This window comes from Agrobacterium tumefaciens, from assembly GCF_013318015.2.
In the GTDB taxonomy this organism is placed as follows: Bacteria; Pseudomonadota; Alphaproteobacteria; order Rhizobiales; family Rhizobiaceae; genus Agrobacterium; species Agrobacterium tumefaciens.
This window is the reverse complement of sequence record NZ_CP115841.1, coordinates 324,375-347,873: the sequence shown is the minus strand read 5'-3', so window position 1 is coordinate 347,873 and position 23,499 is coordinate 324,375. Positions and strand designations below refer to the sequence as shown.

Genomic DNA, 23,499 nt, shown 5'->3' with positions numbered 1-23,499 from the left:
TAACTCTTTGGCTTGCACCATTTCCGCACGGAAACCGGGGCCGTTTTTGCTGGAAATGCTCTAGGGCTCGTAGCGGTAGAAGTGCATTTTCGAGTCACCGAAGATGCGGCTTTCGAGCGGTTTGAACACCGGCTCGACATTGACCACAACATCGCCGCGCTCTTCCAGAATGGCGAGCGCACCGGGGGCCAGCCAGCCGCCAGCATGGGCAGCAGCAAATGCCTTCTCCCCGTGGCCCTGGCCATAGGGCGGATCGGCGAACAGTAGATCGAAGGGCTCGATATTGTTGACGCCGCCAAGCTTGGTCGCGTCACGCCGCAGGATGCGGGCACGCCCATGCAGCCCCAGCGCATCGATATTTTCCCACAACAGCCCCCTGCCCTCAACGCCGTTTTCGACGAAGAGCGCCACACGACAGCCACGCGAAAGCGCCTCCAGCCCGACCGCGCCCGTTCCGGCAAAAACGTCCAGAACGCGCGTACCGTCAAGACTTTCCGGATAGGCGTGGCTTAGAATATTGAAGAGGCTTTCCCGTGTCCTGTCGATTGTCGGACGAATGGAATTTGTTTTCGGCGCGGCCAGATTTCGGCCGCGGAACTCACCGCCTACGATCCGCATTACGTGTCATTCCCCTGCCACCAGAAGGTTTGCCACCCGGGCCTTTGCCGCCCGGTTTGCCGCCGCCGGGGCCGCTACCGCCACCGGGGCCTTTGCCCTTGCCTGAAAAACCCGAACGTTCGCCACGTTCACCCGGTTTTCCAAAAGAAGGCTTGCCCGATGAGGGCCTGCCGCCGGGTTTTCCACCCGGTTTTGCGCCTCTTGGCTTGTCACCGAAAGGCCGGTCGCCGCGTGGGCGATCACCGTCTTCGCGGGGCTTGTCGCGGAACGGACGCTCACCGAAAGGTTTCTCACCACGTGCTGTGCGATCTCCGAAGCTCTTCTCGCCGCGGGGGCGGTCGCTGCGCGGGCGATCACCCTCCTCACGTGGCTTGTCACGGAACGGACGGTCGCCAAACGGTTTTCCACCGCGTGCGGGGCGATCTCCGAAGCTCTTCTCGCCGCGAGGACCGTCGCCACGCGGGCGATCTCCCGCTTCACGTGGCTTGTCACGGAACGGGCGGTCACCGAAGGATTTCCCGCCGCGATCTCCAAAGCTCTTTCCACCGCGCGGGCCGTCGCCACGTCCACGACCGCCTTCCTCTTCGCGCGGGGAATCCGAACGGATCCACTCGCCCTCGGAATCGGCATGCCTGACGACGTTGCGGCGCGCTTCCGCCTGGGCGGATGGCTTCTTGAACAGGCTTTCCGCTTCCGCGCGGGCAGAAGACTTCCGCTCCTTGCCATCACGGGTGGGCTTTGCGCCGGGCGCCATCCAGACATTGGCCGTGCGGCTGGTGCCCGCGGGCGGGCGGGCGGGGCGGCGTTCTTCGCCATCCTCTTCGCCACGGGTTTTCGCGCCGAATTTCCCGGCAGGTTTGCCACCGAACTTGCCAGCTGGCTTGTCACCGCGCTTGGTGTCGAGACGGCCGAGCGCCTTTTCGCGGCGATCTTCCGGTTTGCCGGCAGCCCTGTCGAAACGCGCCTTGCCTTCCGGCGCGTCGCTCTTTGCCCATTCGGACCGGGGCGCGCGCTTGGGCGTGTTTTCTTCTTCATCGTCGGCGACAGGCGCATCGTAGATCGGCGCGTCGAAATTGGCGCCGGATTGTTCGATGAGGCGCGGACCAAGCTGGTCACGCAGCATGCGGCCACGCACTTCAAGCACCTTGCCTTCAGGCAGATCGCCAAGCTGGAACGGGCCGTAGGAGATACGGATCAGGCGGTTGACCTCAAGGCCGAGCGCGCCGAGCACGTTCTTGATCTCGCGGTTCTTGCCTTCGCGCAGACCCATGGTGATCCAGACGTTGTGACCCTGGGTGCGGTCGAGCGTCGCGTCGATAGCGCCATAAAGCACGCCGTCGACGGCAATGCCTTCCTTCAGCTTGTCGAGCGCTGCCTGATCGACCTCGCCATGGGCGCGCACGCGGTAGCGGCGCAGCCAGCCGGTCGTCGGCAGTTCCAGCACGCGGGAGAGACCGCCATCATTGGTCAACAGCAGCAGGCCTTCGGTATTGATGTCGAGGCGGCCGATGGAGAGCACACGCGGCAATTCACCCGGCAGATTGTCGAAAACGGTCGGGCGGCCTTCCGGGTCGGAATTGGTCGTCACCAGGCCAGCGGGTTTGTGGTAAAGCCACAGGCGCGTGCGCTCAGCCCCGCGGATGGGCATGCCATCCACTTCGATCTTGTCAGAAAGAGTCGCGTTCATCACCGGAGTGTCCAGCTTGACGCCGTTCAGCGACACGCGGCCTTCCATGATCATGCGCTCGATATCGCGGCGCGAGGCAACGCCGGCGCGCGCCATGATCTTGGAAATGCGCTCTGGCTTGGTGCCCATAACGGCTTCCTGCACCGGAGCCGCCTTGGCTTCTACCGGTTTCTTTTCACGCTCTGCGGCGGGCTTGCCGGGGCCTTTCGGCTTCTTGTCGCGGCTAAAAGTCTTGCCACCGTCACGCTTCGGCTTGTCTTTAAAAGTCATTTGCTGTTTGCCTGTTGTTTGGGCTGTCCTATCAGGTCCAAGCACAAGGGTTAAGAGGAAATTGAAACGCAATGGCCGAAAGGACGCATTTCATGGAACTGGCGCTGGCGGAAGCCCGTGCCGCCGGTGAGCGGCAGGAGGTTCCGATCGGCGCAGTCCTGGTTATGGACGGTCGCGTCATCGCCCGTTCCGGCAATCGCACCCGTGAATTGAACGATGTGACGGCGCATGCCGAAATCGCCGTGATCCGCATGGCCTGCGAGGCGCTGGAACAGGAACGCCTGCCCGGTGCCGATCTCTATGTAACGCTGGAACCCTGCACCATGTGCGCGGCGGCGATCTCGTTTGCCCGCATCCGTCGTCTCTATTACGGTGCGGAAGACCCGAAGGGCGGAGCGGTGCATAGTGGCGTGCGCTTCTTCAACCAGCCGACATGCCACCACGCGCCTGATGTGTATTCGGGGCTGGCGGAAAGCGAAAGTGCTGAAATTCTGCGGAAATTCTTTCGCGAGAAACGTCTCGACGAATAAGCAGCCGGCGGGAGATGCAATCTTTCCCGCAGGCCATAAGCCCTTCATTTTATCAGAAGGGGTTCCACCAGGGTTTGCCGGTGTTTGCCATCGCCGCTTCTTTCTTACGGCGCTTTTCCTTCTTCTGCTCCGGCTCACCGAGGTCAGTCAGCTGATCCTGCGGAACGCTACGATATTCCTGCGGCGGATCAGTCAGGAACTTGCGCTGGGCGTTGACGACAGAGCCACCCTGGGCATCTGCCTTGGCCTTGCGGAAGGCTTCCCATTTCTGGCTTTCGGTCATCTGGCCGGCCGTGCCGTTGCCGGCAAGCAGCGGTGAGCGGTAATGCGGATTGTTCTTATTGGCATCCGCCTCGTCGCGCAGGCGTTCACGGGTCTCTTCCGGCGATTCGACCCATTGCGGGTTGTTTTCGCGGCTGGCCATGTTCTGCTGCGGCGTCGTCAATTGCTCGGCGCGGGACTGGGCGGGGACAACGAGACCGGGACGCGGGCTGTATTTCAGGTTACGTTTTTCCTGATCGTTGCCGGTGATCGAAGTCGCGTTGCCGAGGTCGTCTACAAGCTGTTCTGCCGCAGTCTTGCCCGTACCATAGGTCGGGCTCGTGCAGGCGCTGAGCAGCACGCCTATCGCCGTGATACCTGCAACCGTGCGGAACATGCTCAAACCCTGCGCGTTATCCTGCCCAAAAGCCTTCATCGTCTTCATAAAAACCCTTCCAGCCGTCCGTCCCATTGCGCCAGACATCGTCTTTCGGCAGGCGGTAGCCCGCATTGCCGTGCAAATCCGGCCATTTTCAGGCAGGTGTACCGGATGAAGAGCTAAAGCGCAATTCATCCGGCCATTTTCCTCGCGCATCGGTCCGAAACTCGAAATCGATTTTTCGACAGTAACGATGCGCAGCAGCTTTAAATCATCCCAGCGCGGCAAGCTCGCGCAGTGCCGCCGCATCACGGGCCGAAACCTCCGGATAGTCCGGATCGGAACCGACATCGGTGGTGATACGCCAGGAGCGTGCGCATTTTGCGCCTTCCGCCAGCTTCTGCTCGACCACGACCTTTGCGACCTCCGGCAAGCGGAAGCCATCGGCAGGGCCTTCATCGCCGACCACCGAAATGGCCGAGGTGATGCAGATTTCGGCAAAATCCTGCCCGGAGAGAGCCGCCAGAAGATCGGCGTCGGCAATGTGCACGACGGGCGCGGCCTCAAGCGAGGAGCCGATACGCTTTTCACGACGTTCCACTTCGAGCGCACCGGTGACGACCGTGCGGACCTTGCGGATTTTCTCCCACTTCGCTTCCAGCGCGTCGTTGTTCCACTCCGCCGGAATTTCCGGGAACTGGGCGAGATGCACCGATTCCGCATCCGGATAGCGCGAAAGCCATGCTTCTTCAGTAGTGAAGGGCAGCATGGGCGCAAGCCATGTGACGAGGCAATCGAACAGCTTGGCGATGACCGACAGCGATGCACGGCGCTTCAGCGACGACGGCGCGTCACAATAAAGCGTGTCCTTGCGGATGTCGAAGTAGAAAGCCGACAGCTCCACATTTGCGAAATCGATCAGGGCGCGGGCGATCTTCTTGAAGTCGAAGGCGTCGTAGCCATCGCGCACGACCTTATCCAGCTCGGACAGGCGGTGCAGTACCAGCTTTTCCAGTTCCGGCAGATCGGCATAGGCGATCTCCTCGCCCTTGTCGTGGGCAAGCGTGCCGAGCATCCAGCGCACGGTGTTGCGCAGCTTGCGATACGCGTCGATATTGGTCTGGATGATGGCCTTGCCCAGACGCTGGTCTTCCCAGTAATCGGTCGTCATCACCCACAGGCGCAGGATATCCGCGCCGGACTCTTTCATCACGTCCTGTGGTGCAACAACGTTGCCGAGAGACTTGGACTGCTTGCGGCCTTGCTCGTCCATGGTGAAGCCATGGGTGACGACGGCGTTATAGGGCGCGCGGCCACGCGTCGCGCAGCTTTCCAGCAGCGACGAATGGAACCAGCCGCGATGCTGGTCCGAGCCTTCGAGATAGACATCCGCCGGCCACTTCATGTCCGGGCGGTCTTCCAGCGTGAAGGTATGGGTGCAGCCGCTATCGAACCACACATCGAGGATGTCCATGACCTGCTGCCATTTGGCGTGGTCATGGTCATTGCCGAGGAAACGTTCCTTGGCGCCTTCGGCGAACCAGGCATCCGCACCTTCAGCCTCGAAGGCCTCGAGGATGCGGGCGTTGACAGCCTCGTCGACCAGAACCTCACCCTGCTCGTCGGCGAAGACCGCGATCGGCACGCCCCAGCTGCGCTGGCGCGACAGAACCCAGTCGGGCCGACCTTCGATCATGGCGCGCAGGCGGTTCTGGCCGGATGCCGGAACGAAACGGGTCTGGTCGATGGCATCAAGCGAACGCGAGCGCAGCGTCGTGCCGTCGCCCAGTTCCTTGTCCATATAGACAAACCACTGCGGCGTGTTGCGGAAGATCACCGGCTTCTTGGAGCGCCAGCTATGCGGATAGCTGTGCTTCAGACGGCCGCGCGCGAACAGGTTGTTGGCCGCGATCAGCGCCTTGATGACGCGCTCGTTGGCATCGCCCTTCTTGCCGTTATCATCCATGACGCGGGCCGCACCGCCTTCGGCAGACGGGCCGAAACCGGGTGCGTCCTCGGTGTAGAAACCGTCATCGCCAACGGGGAACGGGATGGCCGGCGAAACGCCGCGCGCTTCCAGCTCACGCTGATGCGCGGTCCAGACGTCAAAGTCCTCGCGGCCATGGCTCGGCGCGGTGTGCACGAAGCCCGTGCCTGCATCGTCGGTGACGTGATCGCCATCGAGAAGCGGAACCGGGAAATCGTAGCCAAGCGACGCCAAAGGATGGGCGCAGGTGATGGCGGCCAGTTCTTCAGCTTTCACATCGCGCACGAACTTGAAGGTCACCTTCGCCTTGGCAGCAGCCTCATCGGCAAGCTTTCTGGCGAAGATCAGCTTTTCACCCGGCTGCGGACCGAAATCGTTCTGCGCGCTTTCGACTTCGAACAGGCCATATTCGACCCGCGAGGAGAAGGCGATGGCGCGGTTGCCGGGGATGGTCCACGGCGTGGTTGTCCAGATGACGACAGAGACGCCGGAAAGAGCTGGCGCAGCGTCCTTCACCGGGAACTTCACCCAGATCATGTCGCTTTCAACGTCGTGATACTCGACCTCGGCTTCCGCCAGCGCCGTGCGCTCGACGACCGACCACATGATCGGCTTGGAACCGCGATAGAGCTGGCCGCTCTTGGCGATCTTCAGCAGTTCGCCGGCGATGCGGGCTTCCGCGTGGAAGTTCATGGTTGTGTAGGGGTTTTCGAAGTCACCCTCGATGCCGAGGCGCTTGAACTCTTCCGACTGAACCTTGATCCAGCCAGCAGCGAACTCGCGGCACTCCTTGCGGAATTCGTTGACCGGAACCTCGTCCTTGTTCTTGCCCTTGGCGCGGTAGGCTTCCTCGATCTTCCATTCGATCGGCAGGCCGTGGCAATCCCAGCCGGGCACGTAATTGGCGTCGAAACCGCGCATCTGGAACGAGCGGGTGATGACGTCTTTCAGGATCTTGTTCAGCGCATGGCCGATGTGGATGTTGCCGTTGGCATAGGGCGGGCCATCATGCAGCACGAATTTCTCGCGACCGGCGGCGGAGGCGCGGAGCTTTTTATACAGGCCCATTTCCTGCCAGCGCTTCACCGTTTCCGGTTCTTTCTGCGGCAGGCCGGCACGCATCGGGAAATCCGTCTGCGGCAAATAGAGGGTCGAGGAATAGTCGAATTTTTCTGCGGTGTCGCTCATAATTGTACCGTTGTTGCGCGCCGTGTCGGTCGCGCCGTCTCAATTTCAAAGAGGGCAAATACGGAAAGCGCCATGTCAAATGCCATGACGAGCGCCAAAATCCCGGACCTTCCGGCTCTTCAGAGCGGGCGGAAGGCCGGGCCAATAATTCGGCCTATCTGAACTTTAAACAGCAACCGGTATTGGGACATGGCCGGTTGTTTATGCGGTTTTCCGGCAAAAAGGAAGTGAAAAGCGACGACAATCCGGGACAGGATTATCTGCCCGCTCAAAATGCTATCTTCGCATCCAATTCACTGAGCGGCCGCACGCCTGACAGCATCGCCCGCGCCTCTTCCTCATCCCGCCTGATCTGCGCGACCAGAGGGTCCAAGCCGTCAAATTTCAGCTCGTCACGCAGGTGCCCGAAGAACGATACCGAACAGACCTCACCATAGAGATCACCGGAAAAATCGAAGACGTAGGTTTCCAGAAGTGCCGCACCGTTATCGGTGACCGTGGGGCGGTAACCGAAGCTTGCAACGCCATCGTAAATCGCCCCGTCGGGGCGGCGGAACCGCACAGCATAGATGCCGGCTTTCAGCTCCGTTTCGGGTGAAAGCGCCATGTTGGCCGTTGGGTAACCCAGAGTTCGCCCCAGCTTCTGGCCGCCGATGACTTCACTTTCCACCGTGAAACGATACCCGAGTTGTCCGGCGGCACCTGCCACATCTCCTTCGCACAGAAGCGAGCGGATACGGCTCGAGGAGACGACATCCGCGCCCTCGTCGCGAAAGGCATCCACGAGCGTCACGTCGAAGCCGTTGCGCTTGCCGGCCGCCATCAGAAATGCCGGGCCACCTTCGCGGCCCTTGCCGAAATGAAAATCAAAGCCGGTGACGACGGCGCTGGCGCCCAGCCAGTCGACCAGAATGGAATTGACGAACTCTTCCGCCGAGCGCTGCGAAAACTCGCGGTCAAATGGGTATTCGATGACCGAGCGGAAACCGATGGCCTCGAGAATACGTGCCTTCAACGGCGCAGGCGTCAGGCGGAAGACCGGCGTTTCGGGGCGGAAGACGGAACGGGGATGCGGTTCGAAGGTCAGCACCAGGGCCGGTACGCCACGCGCCTCGGCCAGTTCCAGCGCACGGTCCAGAACGGCACGGTGGCCGCGATGCACACCATCGAAATTGCCGATCGCGATGACGCCGCCGCGCAAGCCTTCAGGCAGCGGCTCCTTTTTTTCATTGCGATGAAAGACGGTCATTGCAGTCGATCCATTGTTTACGCCGGCTTACGCCAGACGTTTCCTAGGCAAGGCGGGGCATCCACCAGCCGGGAGCCGCGCCCTGCCCCTTCAGGTAGGCGTTCAGAAGCGCCTCGTCCGTCTGGCCATTCAGCGTATATTCGGCGGCGTGAATGCCGCCGCTGATATAAAGAAGGTTGAGGCCGCTCGCAATTGCGCCCTTCACATCCGTCGGCATGCCATCGCCGATGGCGAGCACGCGATCCTTCGGGAAATCGCCGCGCACTTCTTTCGCCGCCGCGAGGCAGGCTTCATAGATCGGCGCGTGCGGTTTGCCGGCAATACGGACTTCGCCGCCAAGCTGTTCGTAATATGCGGCCATGGCGCCGGCGCAGGGAATGATGCGCTCGCCGCGCTCTACCACCAGATCGGGGTTGGCGCAGATCATCGGCGCCTTGCGGGCGATGAAGCCTTTCAACATTTCCGTATAGTCTTCCGGCGTTTCCGTCTCGTCATCGAAGAAACCGGTGCAGACGACGGATTCCGCTTCCGCCTCGCCGACCCGTTCGACATCGAGACCTTCCAGCAGCGGCATGTCACGCTCGGGGCCGAGCAGAAAGACTTTTCTTGGGCCTTCCGCGATCAGGCCCCGGGTGACGTCTCCCGATGTGATGATGCGGTCATAGGCCTCATCCGGCACGCCGAGAACGCGAAGCTGGGCGATGACACCGGGGGCCGGACGCGGCGAATTGGTGATGAGCACCACGGTCTTGCCGGCCTTGCGCGCGTCGTGCAGCGCAACCGCCGCATCCGGGAAAGCGCTGACACCATTATGCAGCACGCCCCAGACATCCGAAAGAACAACGTCGAACCCATCAGTGATTTCGCCGAGGGTGAGAATGCGATGGGCCATGATATGCTTTCCGGGTGCGAAAAAAGGGTGTGCGTCACATGGCAAAGCAGGACGCCGATGGCAAGGAAAAAAGCGGCGCCAGGCCTGCCTCCGGACCACCGGCCACCATCCGAACATAAAACCCCTCTACGCCGAAAACGAAGGCTGCCTGAAAAAGAGCGATTTGTCCTCGTCCGTCATAGCGTGGAAATTTTCTGTCATGGAACGCTGGTAACCATAGGCCGTGAAATTTTTCCGGCAATGCGTTCTTGACTCCGGGGGGACGCCTCCTTATCTGGGCTTTGCTGGCACTCCAACAAGAGGAGTGCTAACACCCATCACGTGAACCTGCAAAAGGTTCCTGAAGTCATTTGATCGAGGGATTAGGCAATGACAAGCACCAATTTCCGCCCGCTTCATGATCGCGTCGTCGTTCGTCGCGTTGAGTCCGAAGCAAAGACCAAGGGCGGCATCATCATTCCCGATACCGCCAAGGAAAAGCCGCAGGAAGGCGAAATCGTCGCCGTCGGTTCCGGCGCTCGCGATGAGGCCGGCAAGGTCGTCGCTCTCGACGTCAAGGTTGGCGATCGCGTCCTGTTCGGCAAGTGGTCGGGCACCGAAGTCAAGCTCGACGGCGAAGACCTTCTGATCATGAAGGAAGCCGACATCATGGGTATCATCGGCTGATTTCGCCGCACCCATCGTTTCCTTAAATTTCAAGCCGGACCCCGTCCGGCCATTCGAAACCAGGAGTTTTGAAAATGGCAGCCAAAGAAGTCAAATTCGGCCGCACAGCGCGCGAAAAGATGCTCAAGGGCGTCGACATTCTCGCTGATGCAGTGAAGGTCACCCTCGGCCCGAAGGGTCGTAACGTCGTTATCGACAAGTCCTTCGGCGCACCGCGCATCACCAAGGACGGCGTTTCTGTCGCCAAGGAAATCGAACTCGAAGACAAGTTCGAGAACATGGGCGCACAGCTCGTTCGCGAAGTTGCCTCCAAGACCAACGACATCGCCGGTGACGGCACCACCACCGCAACGGTTCTGGCCCAGGCCATCGTTCGCGAAGGTGCAAAGGCAGTTGCTGCCGGCATGAACCCGATGGACCTCAAGCGCGGTATCGATCTGGCCGTTGCTGAAGTCGTCAAGGACCTTCAGGCCAAGGCCAAGAAGATCAACACTTCGGAAGAAGTTGCACAGGTCGGCACGATCTCTGCAAACGGCGAGCGTCAGATCGGTCTCGACATTGCTGAAGCAATGCAGCGCGTCGGCAACGAAGGCGTGATCACCGTTGAAGAAGCCAAGACCGCTGAAACCGAACTCGAAGTCGTCGAAGGCATGCAGTTCGACCGCGGCTACCTGTCGCCTTACTTCGTGACCAACCCGGAAAAGATGGTTGCGGACCTCGAAGACGCATACATCCTTCTGCACGAAAAGAAGCTTTCGAACCTCCAGGCCATGCTGCCTGTTCTCGAAGCTGTCGTTCAGACCGGCAAGCCGCTCGTCATCATCGCTGAAGACGTAGAAGGCGAAGCCCTTGCAACGCTCGTCGTCAACAAGCTGCGTGGCGGCCTCAAGATCGCTGCCGTCAAGGCTCCTGGCTTCGGCGACCGCCGCAAGGCCATGCTGGAAGACATCGCCATCCTGACCGGTGGTACCGTCATTTCCGAAGACCTCGGCATCAAGCTCGAAAGCGTTACCCTCGACATGCTCGGCAAGTCGAAGAAGGTTTCGATCTCCAAGGAAAACACCACGATCGTTGACGGTGCTGGCCAGAAGTCCGACATCGAAGGCCGTGTTGCCCAGATCAAGGCGCAGATCGAAGAAACCACTTCCGACTACGACCGCGAAAAGCTGCAGGAACGTCTTGCCAAGCTCGCTGGCGGCGTTGCCGTGATCCGCGTTGGCGGTTCGACGGAAGTTGAAGTGAAGGAAAAGAAGGACCGCATCGACGACGCTCTCAACGCGACGCGCGCTGCTGTTCAGGAAGGCATCGTACCGGGCGGCGGCGTTGCCCTGCTGCGTTCTTCCACGAAGATCACCGTCAAGGGTGAGAACGACGACCAGGAAGCCGGCATCAACATCGTCCGCAAGGCTCTGCAGTCTCTGGTTCGCCAGATTGCAGAAAACGCAGGTGACGAAGCTTCCATCGTTGTTGGCAAGATCCTCGACCGGAACGAAGACAACTATGGCTACAACGCCCAGACCGGCGAATATGGCGACCTGATCCAGCTCGGCATCGTCGACCCGGTCAAGGTTGTTCGCACGGCTCTGCAGAACGCAGCTTCGGTTGCTTCGCTGCTGATCACCACCGAAGCCATGATCGCCGAACTTCCTAAGAAGGAATCGGCAATGCCCCAGATGCCTGGCGGCGGCATGGGCGGCATGGACTTCTAATCAGTCCTGTCACTGGAATACGAAAGGGCGGTCTTCGGATCGCCCTTTTTTCGTTGCCGCCCATGCCCCTTGTGAGAGCTGGCGCAATATCTTCACTTGCCGGGATCGGGCTTAAAAAATATTGTCTCTTTTTGAAACAGCGATAACTTTAGTCGGCTTGTTTTTGGCAGCGCGTGCAATAATCGGGTGCCGATAGAGGCGAATCACAGTTACCGATGGGGCGGAATTTCGCCCTCTCCAGTTTATAAGCACGACATTTAGTTGTCTTTTTTCATATATTTCGCGATTACGATGAAGGAATACATATTATTTTTGATTTTCTCTCTGACAGGTTGTTGTGGGTAGAAGAAAATAAACTATAAGTCAGCGCCCGTGAGGGTGCCGCGGCGGGACGCAAGCATTGAAGGGGTTCGATGCTTGGCAAGCACGCTCGAATGCGGATGGCGATGAAAAATCAACTTGGCAGCGACGCTTGAGATTGCAGCGCTGGTACGATGTTCATGCGGGGGCGCGATTTGTTCGAAATATCAAGACGCAACGATGCTCTGCCTGCGGCCGCGACAACCATGCCGGATACTCAGACCCTGTCGCATTTCTTTATTTCGGAGGAGTGGAGCGGCGATCTTTCGAGCGGCGTCATCAAGCTTGGCGAACATGCATCTTTCATGCATGGGCTGCCGCAGGGTGAGTGCGGCCTGCTCAGCCTGATCCGGTGTTATGATCGGGGTCACCACGACCGCGTGCTCGAAATTTTCGAACAGGCTTCCGCCGCACCCTCACGCTTCTGCTTTTCCACCGGCCTGTTCACCCTGCCGGCAATGCGGCAGCCGCTTATTTGCATGGGCGAATCCTCGGGTTTCGAGATCGGCCAGCAAGGGCGCATTTCGGGGCTCTTCCTGTTTCCGCGTTTCGAGGATATTCGCTTCGCCGCCTAGCGCGTTTCCAGTAAAACTGCGCAGCGGCTTTATGTCAGGAAAATTTGTTAAAACAATTAGATAGATCGAGTCGAATGGTCCCGTTCAAACGGGATGCGCGCTCTATGTCATTGAACGACATTGTTGGTCGTTCACAAAATGAAGACAATTTGTCTTCTATTGTTCATCTTTATAGATGCATGATTTTCGGTCATTGATATCTCCAGACATCACCTTGCAGTTTAACCGGCGACACGCCGATCACTTACCGGAGATACTCCATGTCCAGCAGCCAGAACGCTCTCGTTCTCATCGCCCGCATTCTGCTTTCCTTCATCTTCATCTATTCCGGCTTCGGCAAACTCACCGATCCGGCTGGCACTGCCGGCATGATCTCGGGCGCCGGCATGCCTGCCGCAACCGCGCTTGCCTATCTTGCCGGCCTGTTCGAACTCGTTGCCGGTCTTGCCATTCTCGCCGGTTTCCAGACGAAGATCGCCGCATGGGCGCTTGCAGCATTCTGCGTGTTCACCGGCCTCGTATTCCACAGCGGCACCGTTGCCGTTCCCGGCTGGCCTGAGCCTGCTCTCGGCTGGATCAACACGCTGAACGGCATCATGCTGATGAAGAACATCACCCTTGCCGGCGCCTATATCCTGCTCGCAACCTTCGGTGCAGGCGCCTACTCCGTCGACGCAAAGCGCGGCTTCGTTACCGCCCGCGCCTGAGCCCATAGGCTGACCAAGAAAAAAGCCGCCGGAGCGATCCGGCGGCTTTTTTCTTTTTTGCTTTCAGACAGCCGCTTTTATTCGCGCCGCGATCTCCTGAACCGCCGGATCACCTTCGTGCTCCGGCTTGCGGGCGCGCACGAAACAGGCTTCCGAGCGGACGATGATGCCGTCGGAGAGGATTTTCAGGTGGTTAGCTTTCAGCGTCGAGCCGGTGGAGGTGATATCGACGATGATATCCGCCTGCCCTGCCGCTGGCGCACCTTCGGTGGCGCCAAGGCTTTCGACAATGCGGTAAAGCTGAATGCCGTGCTGGCGCGAAAAGAACTGCTGCGTCAGCCGCCAGTATTTGGTTGCGATTGCCAAACGGCGACCATGACGGGCACGGAATTCCGAGGCCACATCGCCGAGATCGGCCATGCTGTCCACATCAAGCCAGATTTCCGGCACGGCGACAACGACATCGGCATGGCCGAAACCGAGGCGGGCGCAGAATTCCACCTGCGCATCGGCGTTGGTCAGACCCTCTCGCACCAGGTCTTCACCCGTCACGCCGAAATCCACGCTGCCAGCACCAATTTCGCGGGCGATCTCGGAGGCTGAGAGATAGGCAATCTCGATATCGTCGCGCCCTTCGATGCGGCCGCGATAGGACCGGTCGTTACCGACAGCTGCGACCTTCAGCCCGGCGCGTTCCAGAACGGCGGAGGCGTCTTCCTTCATCCGGCCCTTGGAGGGCAAGGCAATGGTGATCATGGCTTATCGCTCCCGCGCACCGTTTCGATGCGATCCAGCCAGAGGGAAAAGCCCACGGCCGGTATTTTTTCCTGCGCGCCAAGCAGCGTCAGCAGCCGGTCAAAACGGCCACCACCGGCCAAAACGCTATCGCTACCCGCTTCCATCACCTCGAAAACGAGGCCAGTATAATAATCGAGCGGACGGCCGAAGGCCGCGCCGTAGCTGACTGTTTCGAGATCGACCCCGGCATTCGCAAGGGCCGCAACACGCTTATCGAAAGCGGAAAGCGCACCGTCCAGTTTCAGCTTCGCCTTTGCGGCAAAATCGGCCAGAACTTGCGAGGCCTGCGGCAAGGGCGCCTGCAGGGCCAGGAACTGCTTGAGCAGTTCGAAACTCTCATCCGGCAGACGCGTGGCGGCAAGCGCCAGCTTTTCCCGCAGACGGCGGGCGATTTCCTGCGGCGAGCGGCTGGCATTGGTGGAATAGCCGGTTTCCTGCATTACCGTGTCGAGATAATCGACCAGCACCGCCTCTTCGCCCGTTGCCAGAAGTCCAGCGACCCGCGCGTCAAGGCCGGTCATGGGCTTGGGGTGCACGAGGCTTTCCAGCAGCGCGTCGAGCTGCGCCATATCGCCGAAAGCCTGCACCAGCCGTTTCTGCCAACCGAGCGGCAGGCCGAGCGCTGCAACGACCGCCTCGAACACCTGCTGGTCGCCCAGCGTGACGGCGAGCGAACGGCCAGGCAGAAGGCGTTTCAGGATGGCTGTTGCATCAATCACGGCGCGGGCATCGGCGGCGGCGATATCGGTATCGCCAAGATCCTCGATGCCGGCCTGATAAAACTCGTTCGCACCCTCCCGGCGCTGGCGGAAGACCTCGCCCAGATAGGAGTAACGCTTCGGCGTACCCGTCGCCGTCTCGATATGGCGCAGGCAGACTGGAATAGTGAATTCGGGGCGCAGGCACAGGCTTTCGCCTGTCTCGCTCTCCGTCATGAAAATACGCCGACGCAAATCCTCGCCCGCCATATCCAGAAACGGTTCGGCAGGCTGGATGACAGGCGTGTTCACACGACTTGTGCGGCGCGCGGCGAATTCTTCCAGTAGCTCTCCGGAAAATTCCGGCATGTCGATCAGGGGCATGGAACGGTACTTTTCGTCACGGTTCGAGCGGCTGCATCATTTCGATGCGGTTTCCGAAGGGATCAAGGACATAAAACCGGTGATATCCTTCGAGCGGCTCATCCTCAACCACATGGTAGCCTGCAGTTTCAAGTGTTTTTCGCAAGATACTGAGATCGTCTACCAGAAAGGCAGGATGGGCTTTCCTGGCAGGTCTGAAATCCTGATCGATGCCGAGGTGGAGTTTTATCGGTCCAGATGAGAACCAACATCCGCCCCGCGCCGCCAGACTGGCGGGTTTTGCCTGCTCCGCAAAGCCGAGCAGGTCGCCATAAAAGGCGCGCGCCTCGTCTTCCCGGCCGACGGGCATCGCCAGTTGAAGGTGATCGAGCGCGAGGATCGCCATCGCCTCAGCGCCCTTCAGCGGCGCGGCGAACGTCCTCTGCATGATGTTCCAGAATCTCGCGAACCTTCGCCACCAGTTCCGTCTCCGGCGCGGTGATCTGTGCCACCCGCGCTTCGCGCCAGCTGGCATTGTCCTCGATCTCGCCGGAGAGGCGCTTGCCTTCGATCAGATCCTTGATCTGCACGACGCCTTCGGCGCGCTCGTCGCCGCCCTGGATGATGGCGATGGGGGAGCCGAGACGGTCGGCATATTTCAGCTGATTGCCGAATTTCTTCCAGTTGCCCTGGTACATTTCGGCGCGGATGCCCTCGGCACGCAGCGCCTGCGTGAAGCGCTGGTAACGGCCCATGCTGTCCACATCGCCATCCATGACGGTGATGAGAACCGGGGCGAGCGGCTTGACCCGACCGAGTTTGCCGAGGTTCTTCAAGGCCGTCATCAGACGGGAAACGCCGATGGAGAAGCCTGTTGCCGGAACTGGCTGACCCATGAAGCGAGAGACGAGACCATCATAACGGCCGCCACCGCCGACCGAGCCAAAGACGACCTTTTCGCCCTTTTCGTTGGTGACGTCGAAGGTCAGTTCGGCCTCATAGACAGGGCCGGTGTAATATTCGAGACCGCGCACGACGGAGGGATCGATCTTGATACGCGTCGCATCGTAACCGGCACCGGAAACCAGAGAGCCGATGATGTTCAGTTCATCGACGCCTTCCGCGCCTTTGGATGTGCCCGCAACCAGTTTTGCAAGATCATCGGCGCTTTCCGCATAATCCTTGATGCCGACGAAAAACAGAACCTTTTCGATCTGCTCTTCACCGAGACCCGCACCCTTGGTGAAATCGCCGGACTCATCCTTACGGCCGGGACCGAGCAGCAGCTTCACGCCATCAGGGCCGAACTTGTCGAGCTTGTCGATGGCGCGCAGCACGTTCAGGCGACGACCGGCATTTTCCTCGCCACCAAGGCCGATGGCCTCCATGACGCCGTCCAGCACCTTGCGGTTGTTGACGCGGATGACATAGTCACCGCGCGCAATGCCAAGCGCTTCCAGCGTATCGGCCATCATCATGCACATTTCGGCATCGGCCTGCACACCGGCAGCACCGACCGTATCGGCATCGAACTGCATGAACTGGCGGAAGCGGCCGGGGCCGGGCTTTTCATTGCGAAACACATAACCGGCGCGATAGGTACGGTAGGGCAGCTGGATTTCGTTGAAATTTTCCGCGACATGGCGGGCAAGCGGTGCAGTGAGATCGTAACGCAGGCTCATCCACTGGTCGTCATCGTCCTGCAGCGAAAATACACCCTCGTTCGGACGGTCGCTATCAGGCAGGAATTTGCCGAGCGCATCGGTATATTCAAACAGCGGTGTTTCCACCGGATCGAAGCCGTAAAGCTCGTAGACCTTGCGGATCTTGTCGATCATTTCATTGGTGGCATGGATATCGGCAGCAGAACGGTCCACGAAGCCACGCGGCAGGCGGGCTTTCAGTTTCTGAGGCTTTTTTGCTTTTTCGCTCATGATGCCGATCCGATATTTTCCTGAAATTATGCCGGTGTATTAGATGATGAAGCCCGGTGCGGCAAGCCGCAAAGCCTCTGGTTCTACTGGCCGCACGGGGCAAACAATGCTATATGGGATGCATGTATCCCATTTTAGTCGAAAAGGGCGCAAGCAATGAGCAAACAGACTGCCATCCGCCTGCCGGACGAGACCTATGAACGGCTGAAAGCGCTTTCCGAGCGCACGGGCCGTACGTCCGCATACTATATCCGCGAGGCGATTGAGAAACATATTGAGGATATGGAAGATCTCTATCTAGCCGAAGAGGCGACGCGACAGCGCATTGCCAATAAAGAGCGCACCTATAATCTGGAAGAAGTGATGCGCGATCTTGACCTGGAAAATTGAATTTCAGCAGCGAGCCGTCAAACAGCTTGGAAAGTTGGCAAAGCAGGACGCGAACCGCATCGTTTCTTTTCTGGCGGATCGGGTCGTCCAGGACGACAATCCCCGCCAGACAGGTGCCGCCCTGCAAGGCTCAGAACTCGGCAGCTTCTGGCGTTACCGGGTAGGCGATTACTGTATCATCTGCGATATACAGGACCACAAGCTTGTCGTGCTGGTGGTGGAAATTGGCCATCGCCGCGAAATTTACCGTTAGGCATCAATGATCCTCGAAGCCCTGCAATATGCCGCCACGCGTGCGGCCACGCCGAAGCCATTCCGGCCGCATATTCGCTATTCCGTCAATCTATGGGCGCGCGCCAATCGCTGCGCAACAGCATGGGCGGAGCATGAAAACAACAGCCAGCAATTTGTGCTGCAATCGGTGAGAAAACTCAAACAGAGACGGACGGCGGTGGTGCTCGGGTCGGGTCTGCTGCGCGACGTGCCATACGATGCGCTGGTGGCGATGTTCGATACCGTGGTTCTGGTCGATCTGGTGCATCTTGCCAGCGTGCAGGCGAAGCTGCGCTTCAATTCCAAAAAGAATGTGCGCATCGTCAACCGCGATCTTTCCGGTTTTGACGATATCGTTGCCGGTAAAGAACCGGAACCGCTCGAGTTCCTGCGGCGGGTGCCCTATCTAGATTTCGTCGTCTCGGCCAACCTCCTGTCACAGATCGGCACCGGCGTGCGGCATCGGCTGGAGCGGGAGAAGATTGCCGGCGCGCCTGATGACCTTTTGCCGAGGCTCATTCAGACGCATCTGGATGCGCTGGCCGCCCTTCCCTGCAAGGTGTGCCTGGTAACGGACACATCCTTTGACGTTATCGGCAAAGACGGCAGCCTGCACCAGCACGAGGACTTGCTGCACGGCGTTGATCTGTCCGCGCCGGCCGCCGCATGGGAATGGCCACTCGCTCCGTTGGGAGAGGAAAGCAGGGACTATCGAATCGTTCATCACGTCGTTGCGCATGAGCTGACGTGAGAGGCTCTGCCCGCGCGCCGCGATCCCGATAATGCCGCGCGGCCTTTCGACCTACAAACCGGCAAGACCGGCCTTGTAGTCCTCCGAGGCGGCACGGCTGAGGCGTTCCAGTTCCATGGCGGCACGGCTGGTGTGACGTTCCTTGTGGCGCAACAGAGCAAAATTGCGGGCGGGCAGATCGATGCCGGCGCGGACCAACAATCCCTGGCGTAAGAAGAGGGAGGCGACGGAAGCGGAAACCGCTGTCGCCGCGCCGCCGGAGCGTGCCGCCATCACCACGGCCTCGTTGGAGGGCAGTTCCAGCATCACGGAAAGATCTGCCGGGTCGACACCCATCTGCCGCACCGCCGCCTCGAAGGCGGAGCGGGTGCCGGAACCCTGTTCGCGCAACACCCAGGACGTTCCGTATAGAATATCGAGGGCGGTGAGATAACGGCCGTCGGCGAAGGGGTGGGCGGAGCCGGTGACGACCAGAAGCTTGTCGGATACCACGGGCTGCACCATCAGCGCCGGCTCGTCGATCTTGCCCTCGATGAAGCCGACCTCAGCCAGCCCATCGAGCACGGCCTGCGTTACCGTTTTCGTATTGCCGATATCGAGTTTCAGCGTCACACCCGGATAAAGCTTCTTGAATTGCATGAGGATCGGCGGCAGCCAGTAGCTGGCAATGGTCTGGCTGGCGCATACGGTGATTTCGCCGCGCGTCAGACCGCCCATTTCGGAGAGAATCAGTTCGGCGCTGCGCACACGCGCCAGCGTCGCCCTGGCCTCACCCAGAAACACCCGTCCGCTTTCGGTCAATTCGATATTGCGGCCGACGCGATGAAACAGCTCGACATTGTAAAATGCCTCGAGATTCTTGATCGCGGAACTGACGGCGGAAGCGGTCAGACCGATTGCCTGCGCGGCCCTTGTCAGGTGCTCGCGTTCGGCGACGGCGATGAAAATGCGGAGTTGTTCAAAGGTCATGGCTTTTTCATTCGATTTTACCGAATAATATATGCCATATTATTTGATAGAATAAAACATGCCATTCCGGCATTGTCTGGGCATGGCACAGCATCGCACCCTCACTCATCCCTTCCAGTCTTCTTTTCGCTCGCTGACCCCGCTTCTGCCGGGCATTCTGCTTTGCGCGGCGGTCAGTTGCGCTGCCATTCTGGCGGAACGCTTTCAGGTGCGGCTTGCCGGACATGCATGGCTCGGCGATCTGGTGCTGGCTATTCTGATCGGTACGCTTTTGCGTTCGCTCGTGTCGCTGCCAGCGGTTGCTTCGGCCGGCATCAAGTTCAGTGCCAAGACCCTGCTCGAGATTGCGGTGGCGCTTCTTGGCGCATCCTTGAGCCTTGCCATTCTAAAAGGCGCCGGCGGTTTGCTGATCGGCGGCATCGCTGTCATCGTCGCCCTGTCGCTGATCTTCAGCTATGCCGCCGGGCGGATGCTGGGGCTGCCACCCAAACTCGCAACCCTTATCGCCTGCGGCAATTCCATCTGCGGCAATTCGGCGATCGCGGCGGCAGCGCCCGCCATTGGCGCCAAGCCAGAAGATGTCGCCGCATCGATTGCTTTTACAGCCGTTCTCGGTGTCGCCGCCGTTCTGCTGATGCCGTTTCTGCCGCAGCTTCTCGGTCTTGATGCCACCCAATATGGCATCTTCGCGGGCCTGACGGTCTATGCCGTACCGCAGGTGCTAGCCGCCACCGCCCCGCTCGGCGCCGTTGCGGTGCAGACCGGGACAATCGTCAAGCTCATACGCGTCCTGATGCTGGGGCCGGTCATTGCTGCCCTCTCCGTTATCCACGGCCAGTCCGGCAAGGGCCGGCTGAAGTTGCAGCAGATGGTTCCGTGGTTCATCATCTGCTTCGTGCTGATGATCATGGTCCGTTCCTTCGGCCTTATTCCCGAGGTTCTGCTAGGCCCCCTCGCCTCGCTCTCCAACATCCTCACCATCATGTCGATGGCGGCACTTGGTCTGTCGGTCGACATTCGCAGCCTTCGCCATGCCGGGGGCAAGGTCATCGTCGCCGCCAGCCTCTCGCTCGTGCTGCTTGGAATCTTGAGCTTCGGCCTGATCGCGCTGACGCAAACGGCCTGAAGGTGCGGCGGGCCGTTATTTCTGAGTGCTGACCGTCAGGATATAATGCGCGCCGAGCCCGCGACGCGGTGATCCCAGGATAAGCGTCGGGCGGATCAGCCATTCGGTATCCGCCTTCGGCGTCAACGTGGCGATTTTACCTTCGGAGTCGCTGAAAAAGATCGCGTCCTGATCCGGCGTCGAAAAATCAAAGATCGCCATCAGGACGAATTCGCTGGACGAGGTAAGCTCGACCTTCATCGTCTGCCCGGCCTTGACCTTCAGGCGGTAGACATCGCCACGGCCGCGCCGTGTCCAGCCATCTAGTTTCAACGGCCCGGTGGGCGGCAGGGCAACCTCCTTGAGCCTTTCGCCGTCGTCCAGCCAGATGCCGTCGACGTTGCGGCTTTCCGCAGAGGACGGATGCGGCACGGCCGCCACGGCCATGGCAAAAGCCAGAAAAAGGGACTTTGCTTTCATGGACGTACAAACTCCCGCCGCATGGCCTCGATCGGCTCACGGCAATGACAGCCTTCGATATGATCGTTGACCATACCCATGGCCTGCATGAATGCATAGACGGTCGTCGGGCCGACGAAGGTCCAGCCGCGCTTTTTCAAATCCTTGGAAAGACGAATGGACGCGTCGCTGGTGGGGTTGGCCCTTAACGTCGCATAGTCCAGCCTTTGCGGCCTTTCTGCGGCGGAAGGCTCGAACCCCCAGAAATAATGGGCAAGCGAACCGAATTCGTCCCGGAGCGCTATGGCGCGACGGGCATTGTTGATGGTCGACACGATCTTGCCGCGATGACGGATGATGCCCTTGTCCGCAACACAGCGCTCAATGTCGGCTTCACCGAACTGCGCCACTTTTTCGAATTCGAAATTGGCAAAGGCAAGACGGAAAGCCTCGCGCTTGCGCAACACCGTCAGCCAAGAGAGGCCTGACTGGAAGCCCTCGAGACATATCTTCTCGAACAGGCGGCGATCGTCGGTGACGGGATAACCCCATTCTCCGTCATGGTAGCGGCTGTAATCCTCAAGTCCCTGCTGCCAGAAACACCGCACGCGGCCATCCGCGCCCGTTTCAAGTCCCGCCTCGTTCATACCGCAACCACCCTTTTTCGCTCCCGCCCGTGACCGGCGTGATGCGCGCACTTACCACTCATTCACCACGTTTCAAAACGGGTCGCTAACCTTAAATCCAGCTTTTTCTAATCAAGCGCTTTTTAATGAACAGCCATTTACGATTCGCTGGCGTCAAGGTGCGAACGTAGCCGGCAAGGCGGGCGAATGATCCCGCAATTGCTATTGTTGCGACATACCGCAGAGAGAGTCCACCCGATGACGATGAAGTCCGTTTTTCTGGCGCTGAGCCTCGTTTCCACCTTCGCCGCCCCGGCCGCCGCAGCTGGTGAGCGTTACCGGGAGCGCCCGCCTGTCGTCGTCAGTCCAGACCTTTCCGCCCCCTGGGTAACGCAGCTTGGTGGCGGCAATGTGCGCCCCGTGGTTTACCCGCGCGCGCCAGCAGCCCGCCAGCCTTTCTTCCAGCAGCGCCAGGCCGCCATGCCACAGCGCCCCAGCTCCGGCGTCACCTCGCAGCGCCCGGCCCGGGTACAGAACGCCGCCGTTCGCCCGAATGCGCCGGTGCGCACGCAGATCGCCCCGCAATTCCTGCCCCAGATCGTGAGCTACCAGACCACTCAGAAGCCCGGCACCATCGTCATCGATACGCCGAACCGCTTCCTCTATCTCGTCATGGCGGATGGCAAGGCCCGTCGTTATGGCGTCGGCGTCGGCAAGCCCGGTTTCGAATGGGCCGGAACGCACAAGGTAACCCGCAAGGCGGAATGGCCGAGCTGGACGCCCCCGAAAGAAATGATCAGCCGCGAAGCGACGAAGGGACACTACCTTCCGGCCTTCATGGAAGGCGGACCTGCCAATCCGATGGGCGCGCGCGCCATGTATCTCGGCTCCACGCTTTACCGCATCCACGGTACCAACCAGCCCTGGACGATCGGCAGCAACAATTCCTCAGGCTGCATCCGCATGCGCAACGAGGATGTCACCGATCTTTACGAGCGTGTGAACGTCGGAACAACCGTCATTGTGATATGACGGCAACGGTGCCGCTAATACGCGGACTTGCAGCCCACACCACGGCAGATCGCGCTTGAATTGATGTCCCGCAGCGGTACAATCGCTACTAGATTGATTGAAGGAGACTTGGCGGGGGACGCCAGGCGCCGGACCTCTCTCAGGGGATGATGGAACGGCCTTGAAACGGGTGGTCAACTGACCGCCCGTTTTTCGTTTCTGTCATTTAAATGTTACTAAAAAGCGGTTTGGTGTGTCCTCAACACCAAACTGGATTCTCCCCATGCTGCGCCACGTTTCCATTCTTTGCGCCCTGCTACTCAGCGGCGTTTCCTTCTCTTCCGCAATCGCGGGGGAATTTGAATTTTCCGGTTACGGCGGCTGGCAAAGCGCCCCGCACAGCGATGTCACGGTTTCGGACGGAACGGACTTCCGGGCGGGGTGGGAAGGCAAGTCATTTTCGAGCCCGGCCTATTGGGGGGTGCGCGGCACCTACTGGTTCGAGGAAGGCCAGCTCAACAATCTCGGCATCTCGCTCGATTACACCCACGACAAGGTCTATGCCGACGACCAGACGCTGGCGCGTTCCGGCTGGTCGCATTTCGAGTTCACCGACGGCCTGAACCTTTTGACGCTGAACGCGCTCTATCGTTTCCCGCTGGAGACCTGGCGCCTGACGCCTTACGTGGGCGCGGGCGTTGGCATCAACGTGCCGCATGTGGAGGTTACCCGGGCTTCCGGCAAAACCTTCGAATACCAGTTCGGTGGCGCAACCCTGCAGGCGCAGGCCGGCCTCAGCTACCGCATAACCGACAACTGGTCGACCTTCGTGGAATATAAAGGCACCTACTCCTTTATCGACGTGGATATCGACAATGGCGGCAAGCTGAAAACCGATATCATGACCAATGCGGTGAACTTCGGCGTGGCCTACAAGTTCTAAAGCTGGGATGGAAATAGAGGGCGCTTTCCGACAGGTGCCAAGCTACCCTCAAACCTCACTCCTGTGCTTGTCACAGGATGAGCAGAGCGAACGACGCACCG

24 protein-coding genes are annotated in these 23,499 nt (G+C 59.9%); 11 read left to right on the top strand and 13 right to left on the bottom strand.

Annotated features, from left to right (window positions below; translation table 11 throughout):
- Positions 1 to 60: 60 nt before the first annotated feature.
- Both rsmD and G6L97_RS01655 read right to left on the bottom strand, forming a co-directional pair.
- Positions 61 to 618 carry a 16S rRNA (guanine(966)-N(2))-methyltransferase RsmD gene (gene rsmD, locus G6L97_RS01660; RefSeq protein WP_004432183.1) on the bottom strand — a complete coding sequence of 186 codons (558 nt, stop codon included), beginning with the start codon at positions 616 to 618 and terminating at the stop codon, positions 61 to 63.
- Positions 599 to 2,575 carry a pseudouridine synthase gene (locus G6L97_RS01655; RefSeq protein WP_174037367.1) on the bottom strand — a complete coding sequence of 659 codons (1,977 nt, stop codon included), beginning with the start codon at positions 2,573 to 2,575 and terminating at the stop codon, positions 599 to 601. The genes rsmD and G6L97_RS01655 overlap by 20 nt, the downstream gene beginning before the upstream one ends.
- A 71-nt stretch (positions 2,576 to 2,646) precedes the next feature.
- Between G6L97_RS01655 and G6L97_RS01650 the strand changes: the two genes are divergently transcribed.
- Positions 2,647 to 3,105 (top strand): nucleoside deaminase, encoded by a 459-nt coding sequence (locus G6L97_RS01650; protein ID WP_004432187.1) that lies wholly within the window; start codon positions 2,647 to 2,649, stop codon positions 3,103 to 3,105.
- A 52-nt stretch (positions 3,106 to 3,157) separates the two neighbouring features.
- Here the strand turns inward: G6L97_RS01650 and G6L97_RS01645 are convergent, their stop codons facing one another.
- From G6L97_RS01645 to G6L97_RS01630, 4 genes are all read right to left on the bottom strand, one after another.
- The gene (locus G6L97_RS01645) at positions 3,158 to 3,811 is read right to left on the bottom strand and encodes a hypothetical protein (RefSeq protein ID WP_019564237.1); all 654 of its coding nucleotides are present in this window, start codon (positions 3,809 to 3,811) and stop codon (positions 3,158 to 3,160) included.
- A 205-nt stretch (positions 3,812 to 4,016) separates the two neighbouring features.
- Positions 4,017 to 6,920, bottom strand: a complete 2,904-nt coding sequence (gene ileS / locus G6L97_RS01640) for an isoleucine--tRNA ligase (protein ID WP_111782778.1) — start codon at positions 6,918 to 6,920, stop codon at positions 4,017 to 4,019.
- Between the two features lie 268 nt (positions 6,921 to 7,188).
- Positions 7,189 to 8,169, bottom strand: coding sequence for a bifunctional riboflavin kinase/FAD synthetase (locus tag G6L97_RS01635; RefSeq protein WP_004432194.1), 981 nt, complete (start codon positions 8,167 to 8,169; stop codon positions 7,189 to 7,191).
- A 43-nt stretch (positions 8,170 to 8,212) separates the two neighbouring features.
- Positions 8,213 to 9,061, bottom strand: coding sequence for a TIGR01459 family HAD-type hydrolase (locus G6L97_RS01630; protein ID WP_004432196.1), 849 nt, complete (start codon positions 9,059 to 9,061; stop codon positions 8,213 to 8,215).
- Positions 9,062 to 9,430: 369 nt separating this feature from the next.
- Here G6L97_RS01630 and groES point away from each other — a divergent pair, with 369 nt between their 5' ends.
- From groES to G6L97_RS01610, 4 genes are all read left to right on the top strand, one after another.
- Complete coding sequence (gene groES / locus G6L97_RS01625; RefSeq protein WP_003494080.1) at positions 9,431 to 9,727, top strand: co-chaperone GroES; 297 nt, start codon at positions 9,431 to 9,433, stop codon at positions 9,725 to 9,727.
- A gap of 74 nt (positions 9,728 to 9,801) precedes the next feature.
- On the top strand, positions 9,802 to 11,436 hold the full coding sequence (groL, locus tag G6L97_RS01620) for a chaperonin GroEL (protein ID WP_004432205.1): 1,635 nt from the start codon (positions 9,802 to 9,804) through the stop codon (positions 11,434 to 11,436).
- A gap of 500 nt (positions 11,437 to 11,936) precedes the next feature.
- Positions 11,937 to 12,371, top strand: a complete 435-nt coding sequence (locus G6L97_RS01615) for a hypothetical protein (RefSeq protein ID WP_065661588.1) — start codon at positions 11,937 to 11,939, stop codon at positions 12,369 to 12,371.
- A 260-nt stretch (positions 12,372 to 12,631) separates the two neighbouring features.
- Positions 12,632 to 13,078, top strand: a complete 447-nt coding sequence (locus G6L97_RS01610) for a DoxX family protein (RefSeq protein WP_013635551.1) — start codon at positions 12,632 to 12,634, stop codon at positions 13,076 to 13,078.
- 63 nt (positions 13,079 to 13,141) lie between these two features.
- Here the strand turns inward: G6L97_RS01610 and hisG are convergent, their stop codons facing one another.
- The 4 genes from hisG to hisS are packed head-to-tail and all read right to left on the bottom strand — an operon-like array spanning position 13,142 to position 16,871.
- Positions 13,142 to 13,834, bottom strand: coding sequence for an ATP phosphoribosyltransferase (gene hisG / locus G6L97_RS01605; RefSeq protein WP_004432208.1), 693 nt, complete (start codon positions 13,832 to 13,834; stop codon positions 13,142 to 13,144).
- Positions 13,831 to 14,958 (bottom strand): ATP phosphoribosyltransferase regulatory subunit, encoded by a 1,128-nt coding sequence (locus G6L97_RS01600; RefSeq protein WP_111782779.1) that lies wholly within the window; start codon positions 14,956 to 14,958, stop codon positions 13,831 to 13,833. Before G6L97_RS01600 ends, hisG begins: the two co-directional genes overlap by 4 nt.
- A 16-nt stretch (positions 14,959 to 14,974) precedes the next feature.
- Positions 14,975 to 15,343, bottom strand: coding sequence for a VOC family protein (locus G6L97_RS01595; RefSeq protein ID WP_111782926.1), 369 nt, complete (start codon positions 15,341 to 15,343; stop codon positions 14,975 to 14,977).
- A gap of 4 nt (positions 15,344 to 15,347) precedes the next feature.
- A complete protein-coding gene (hisS, locus tag G6L97_RS01590) occupies positions 15,348 to 16,871 on the bottom strand; it encodes a histidine--tRNA ligase (protein WP_111782780.1) in 1,524 nt (507 codons plus the stop codon).
- Positions 16,872 to 17,027: 156 nt separating this feature from the next.
- Between hisS and relB the strand changes: the two genes are divergently transcribed.
- The 3 genes from relB to G6L97_RS01575 are packed head-to-tail and all read left to right on the top strand — an operon-like array spanning position 17,028 to position 18,285.
- Positions 17,028 to 17,261 carry a type II toxin-antitoxin system RelB family antitoxin gene (gene relB / locus G6L97_RS01585; RefSeq protein ID WP_004432214.1) on the top strand — a complete coding sequence of 78 codons (234 nt, stop codon included), beginning with the start codon at positions 17,028 to 17,030 and terminating at the stop codon, positions 17,259 to 17,261.
- Complete coding sequence (locus tag G6L97_RS01580; protein WP_174002647.1) at positions 17,245 to 17,514, top strand: type II toxin-antitoxin system RelE family toxin; 270 nt, start codon at positions 17,245 to 17,247, stop codon at positions 17,512 to 17,514. Before relB ends, G6L97_RS01580 begins: the two co-directional genes overlap by 17 nt.
- Before the next feature lie 6 nt (positions 17,515 to 17,520).
- Entirely contained in the window at positions 17,521 to 18,285 is a 765-nt protein-coding gene (locus tag G6L97_RS01575) for a hypothetical protein (protein WP_111782782.1), read from the top strand.
- Positions 18,286 to 18,336: 51 nt separating this feature from the next.
- On the opposite strand, the gene G6L97_RS01570 is transcribed toward G6L97_RS01575, so the two are convergent.
- Positions 18,337 to 19,254, bottom strand: a complete 918-nt coding sequence (locus G6L97_RS01570; protein WP_004432220.1) for a LysR substrate-binding domain-containing protein — start codon at positions 19,252 to 19,254, stop codon at positions 18,337 to 18,339.
- 82 nt (positions 19,255 to 19,336) lie between these two features.
- On the opposite strand from G6L97_RS01570, the gene G6L97_RS01565 reads away from it, so the two are divergent.
- Entirely contained in the window at positions 19,337 to 20,380 is a 1,044-nt protein-coding gene (locus G6L97_RS01565) for a YeiH family protein (protein ID WP_111782783.1), read from the top strand.
- 15 nt (positions 20,381 to 20,395) lie between these two features.
- Here G6L97_RS01565 and G6L97_RS01560 read toward each other — a convergent pair whose 3' ends face one another.
- Positions 20,396 to 20,839, bottom strand: a complete 444-nt coding sequence (locus G6L97_RS01560) for a hypothetical protein (RefSeq protein ID WP_038489949.1) — start codon at positions 20,837 to 20,839, stop codon at positions 20,396 to 20,398.
- The gene (locus G6L97_RS01555; RefSeq protein WP_111782784.1) at positions 20,836 to 21,465 is read right to left on the bottom strand and encodes a DNA-3-methyladenine glycosylase I; all 630 of its coding nucleotides are present in this window, start codon (positions 21,463 to 21,465) and stop codon (positions 20,836 to 20,838) included. The genes G6L97_RS01560 and G6L97_RS01555 overlap by 4 nt, the downstream gene beginning before the upstream one ends.
- A 237-nt stretch (positions 21,466 to 21,702) precedes the next feature.
- Here G6L97_RS01555 and G6L97_RS01550 point away from each other — a divergent pair, with 237 nt between their 5' ends.
- Both G6L97_RS01550 and G6L97_RS01545 read left to right on the top strand, forming a co-directional pair.
- A complete protein-coding gene (locus tag G6L97_RS01550) occupies positions 21,703 to 22,476 on the top strand; it encodes a L,D-transpeptidase (protein ID WP_004432233.1) in 774 nt (257 codons plus the stop codon).
- Positions 22,477 to 22,738: 262 nt separating this feature from the next.
- Positions 22,739 to 23,398 (top strand): outer membrane beta-barrel protein, encoded by a 660-nt coding sequence (locus G6L97_RS01545; protein WP_013635541.1) that lies wholly within the window; start codon positions 22,739 to 22,741, stop codon positions 23,396 to 23,398.
- Positions 23,399 to 23,499: the final 101 nt, after the last annotated feature.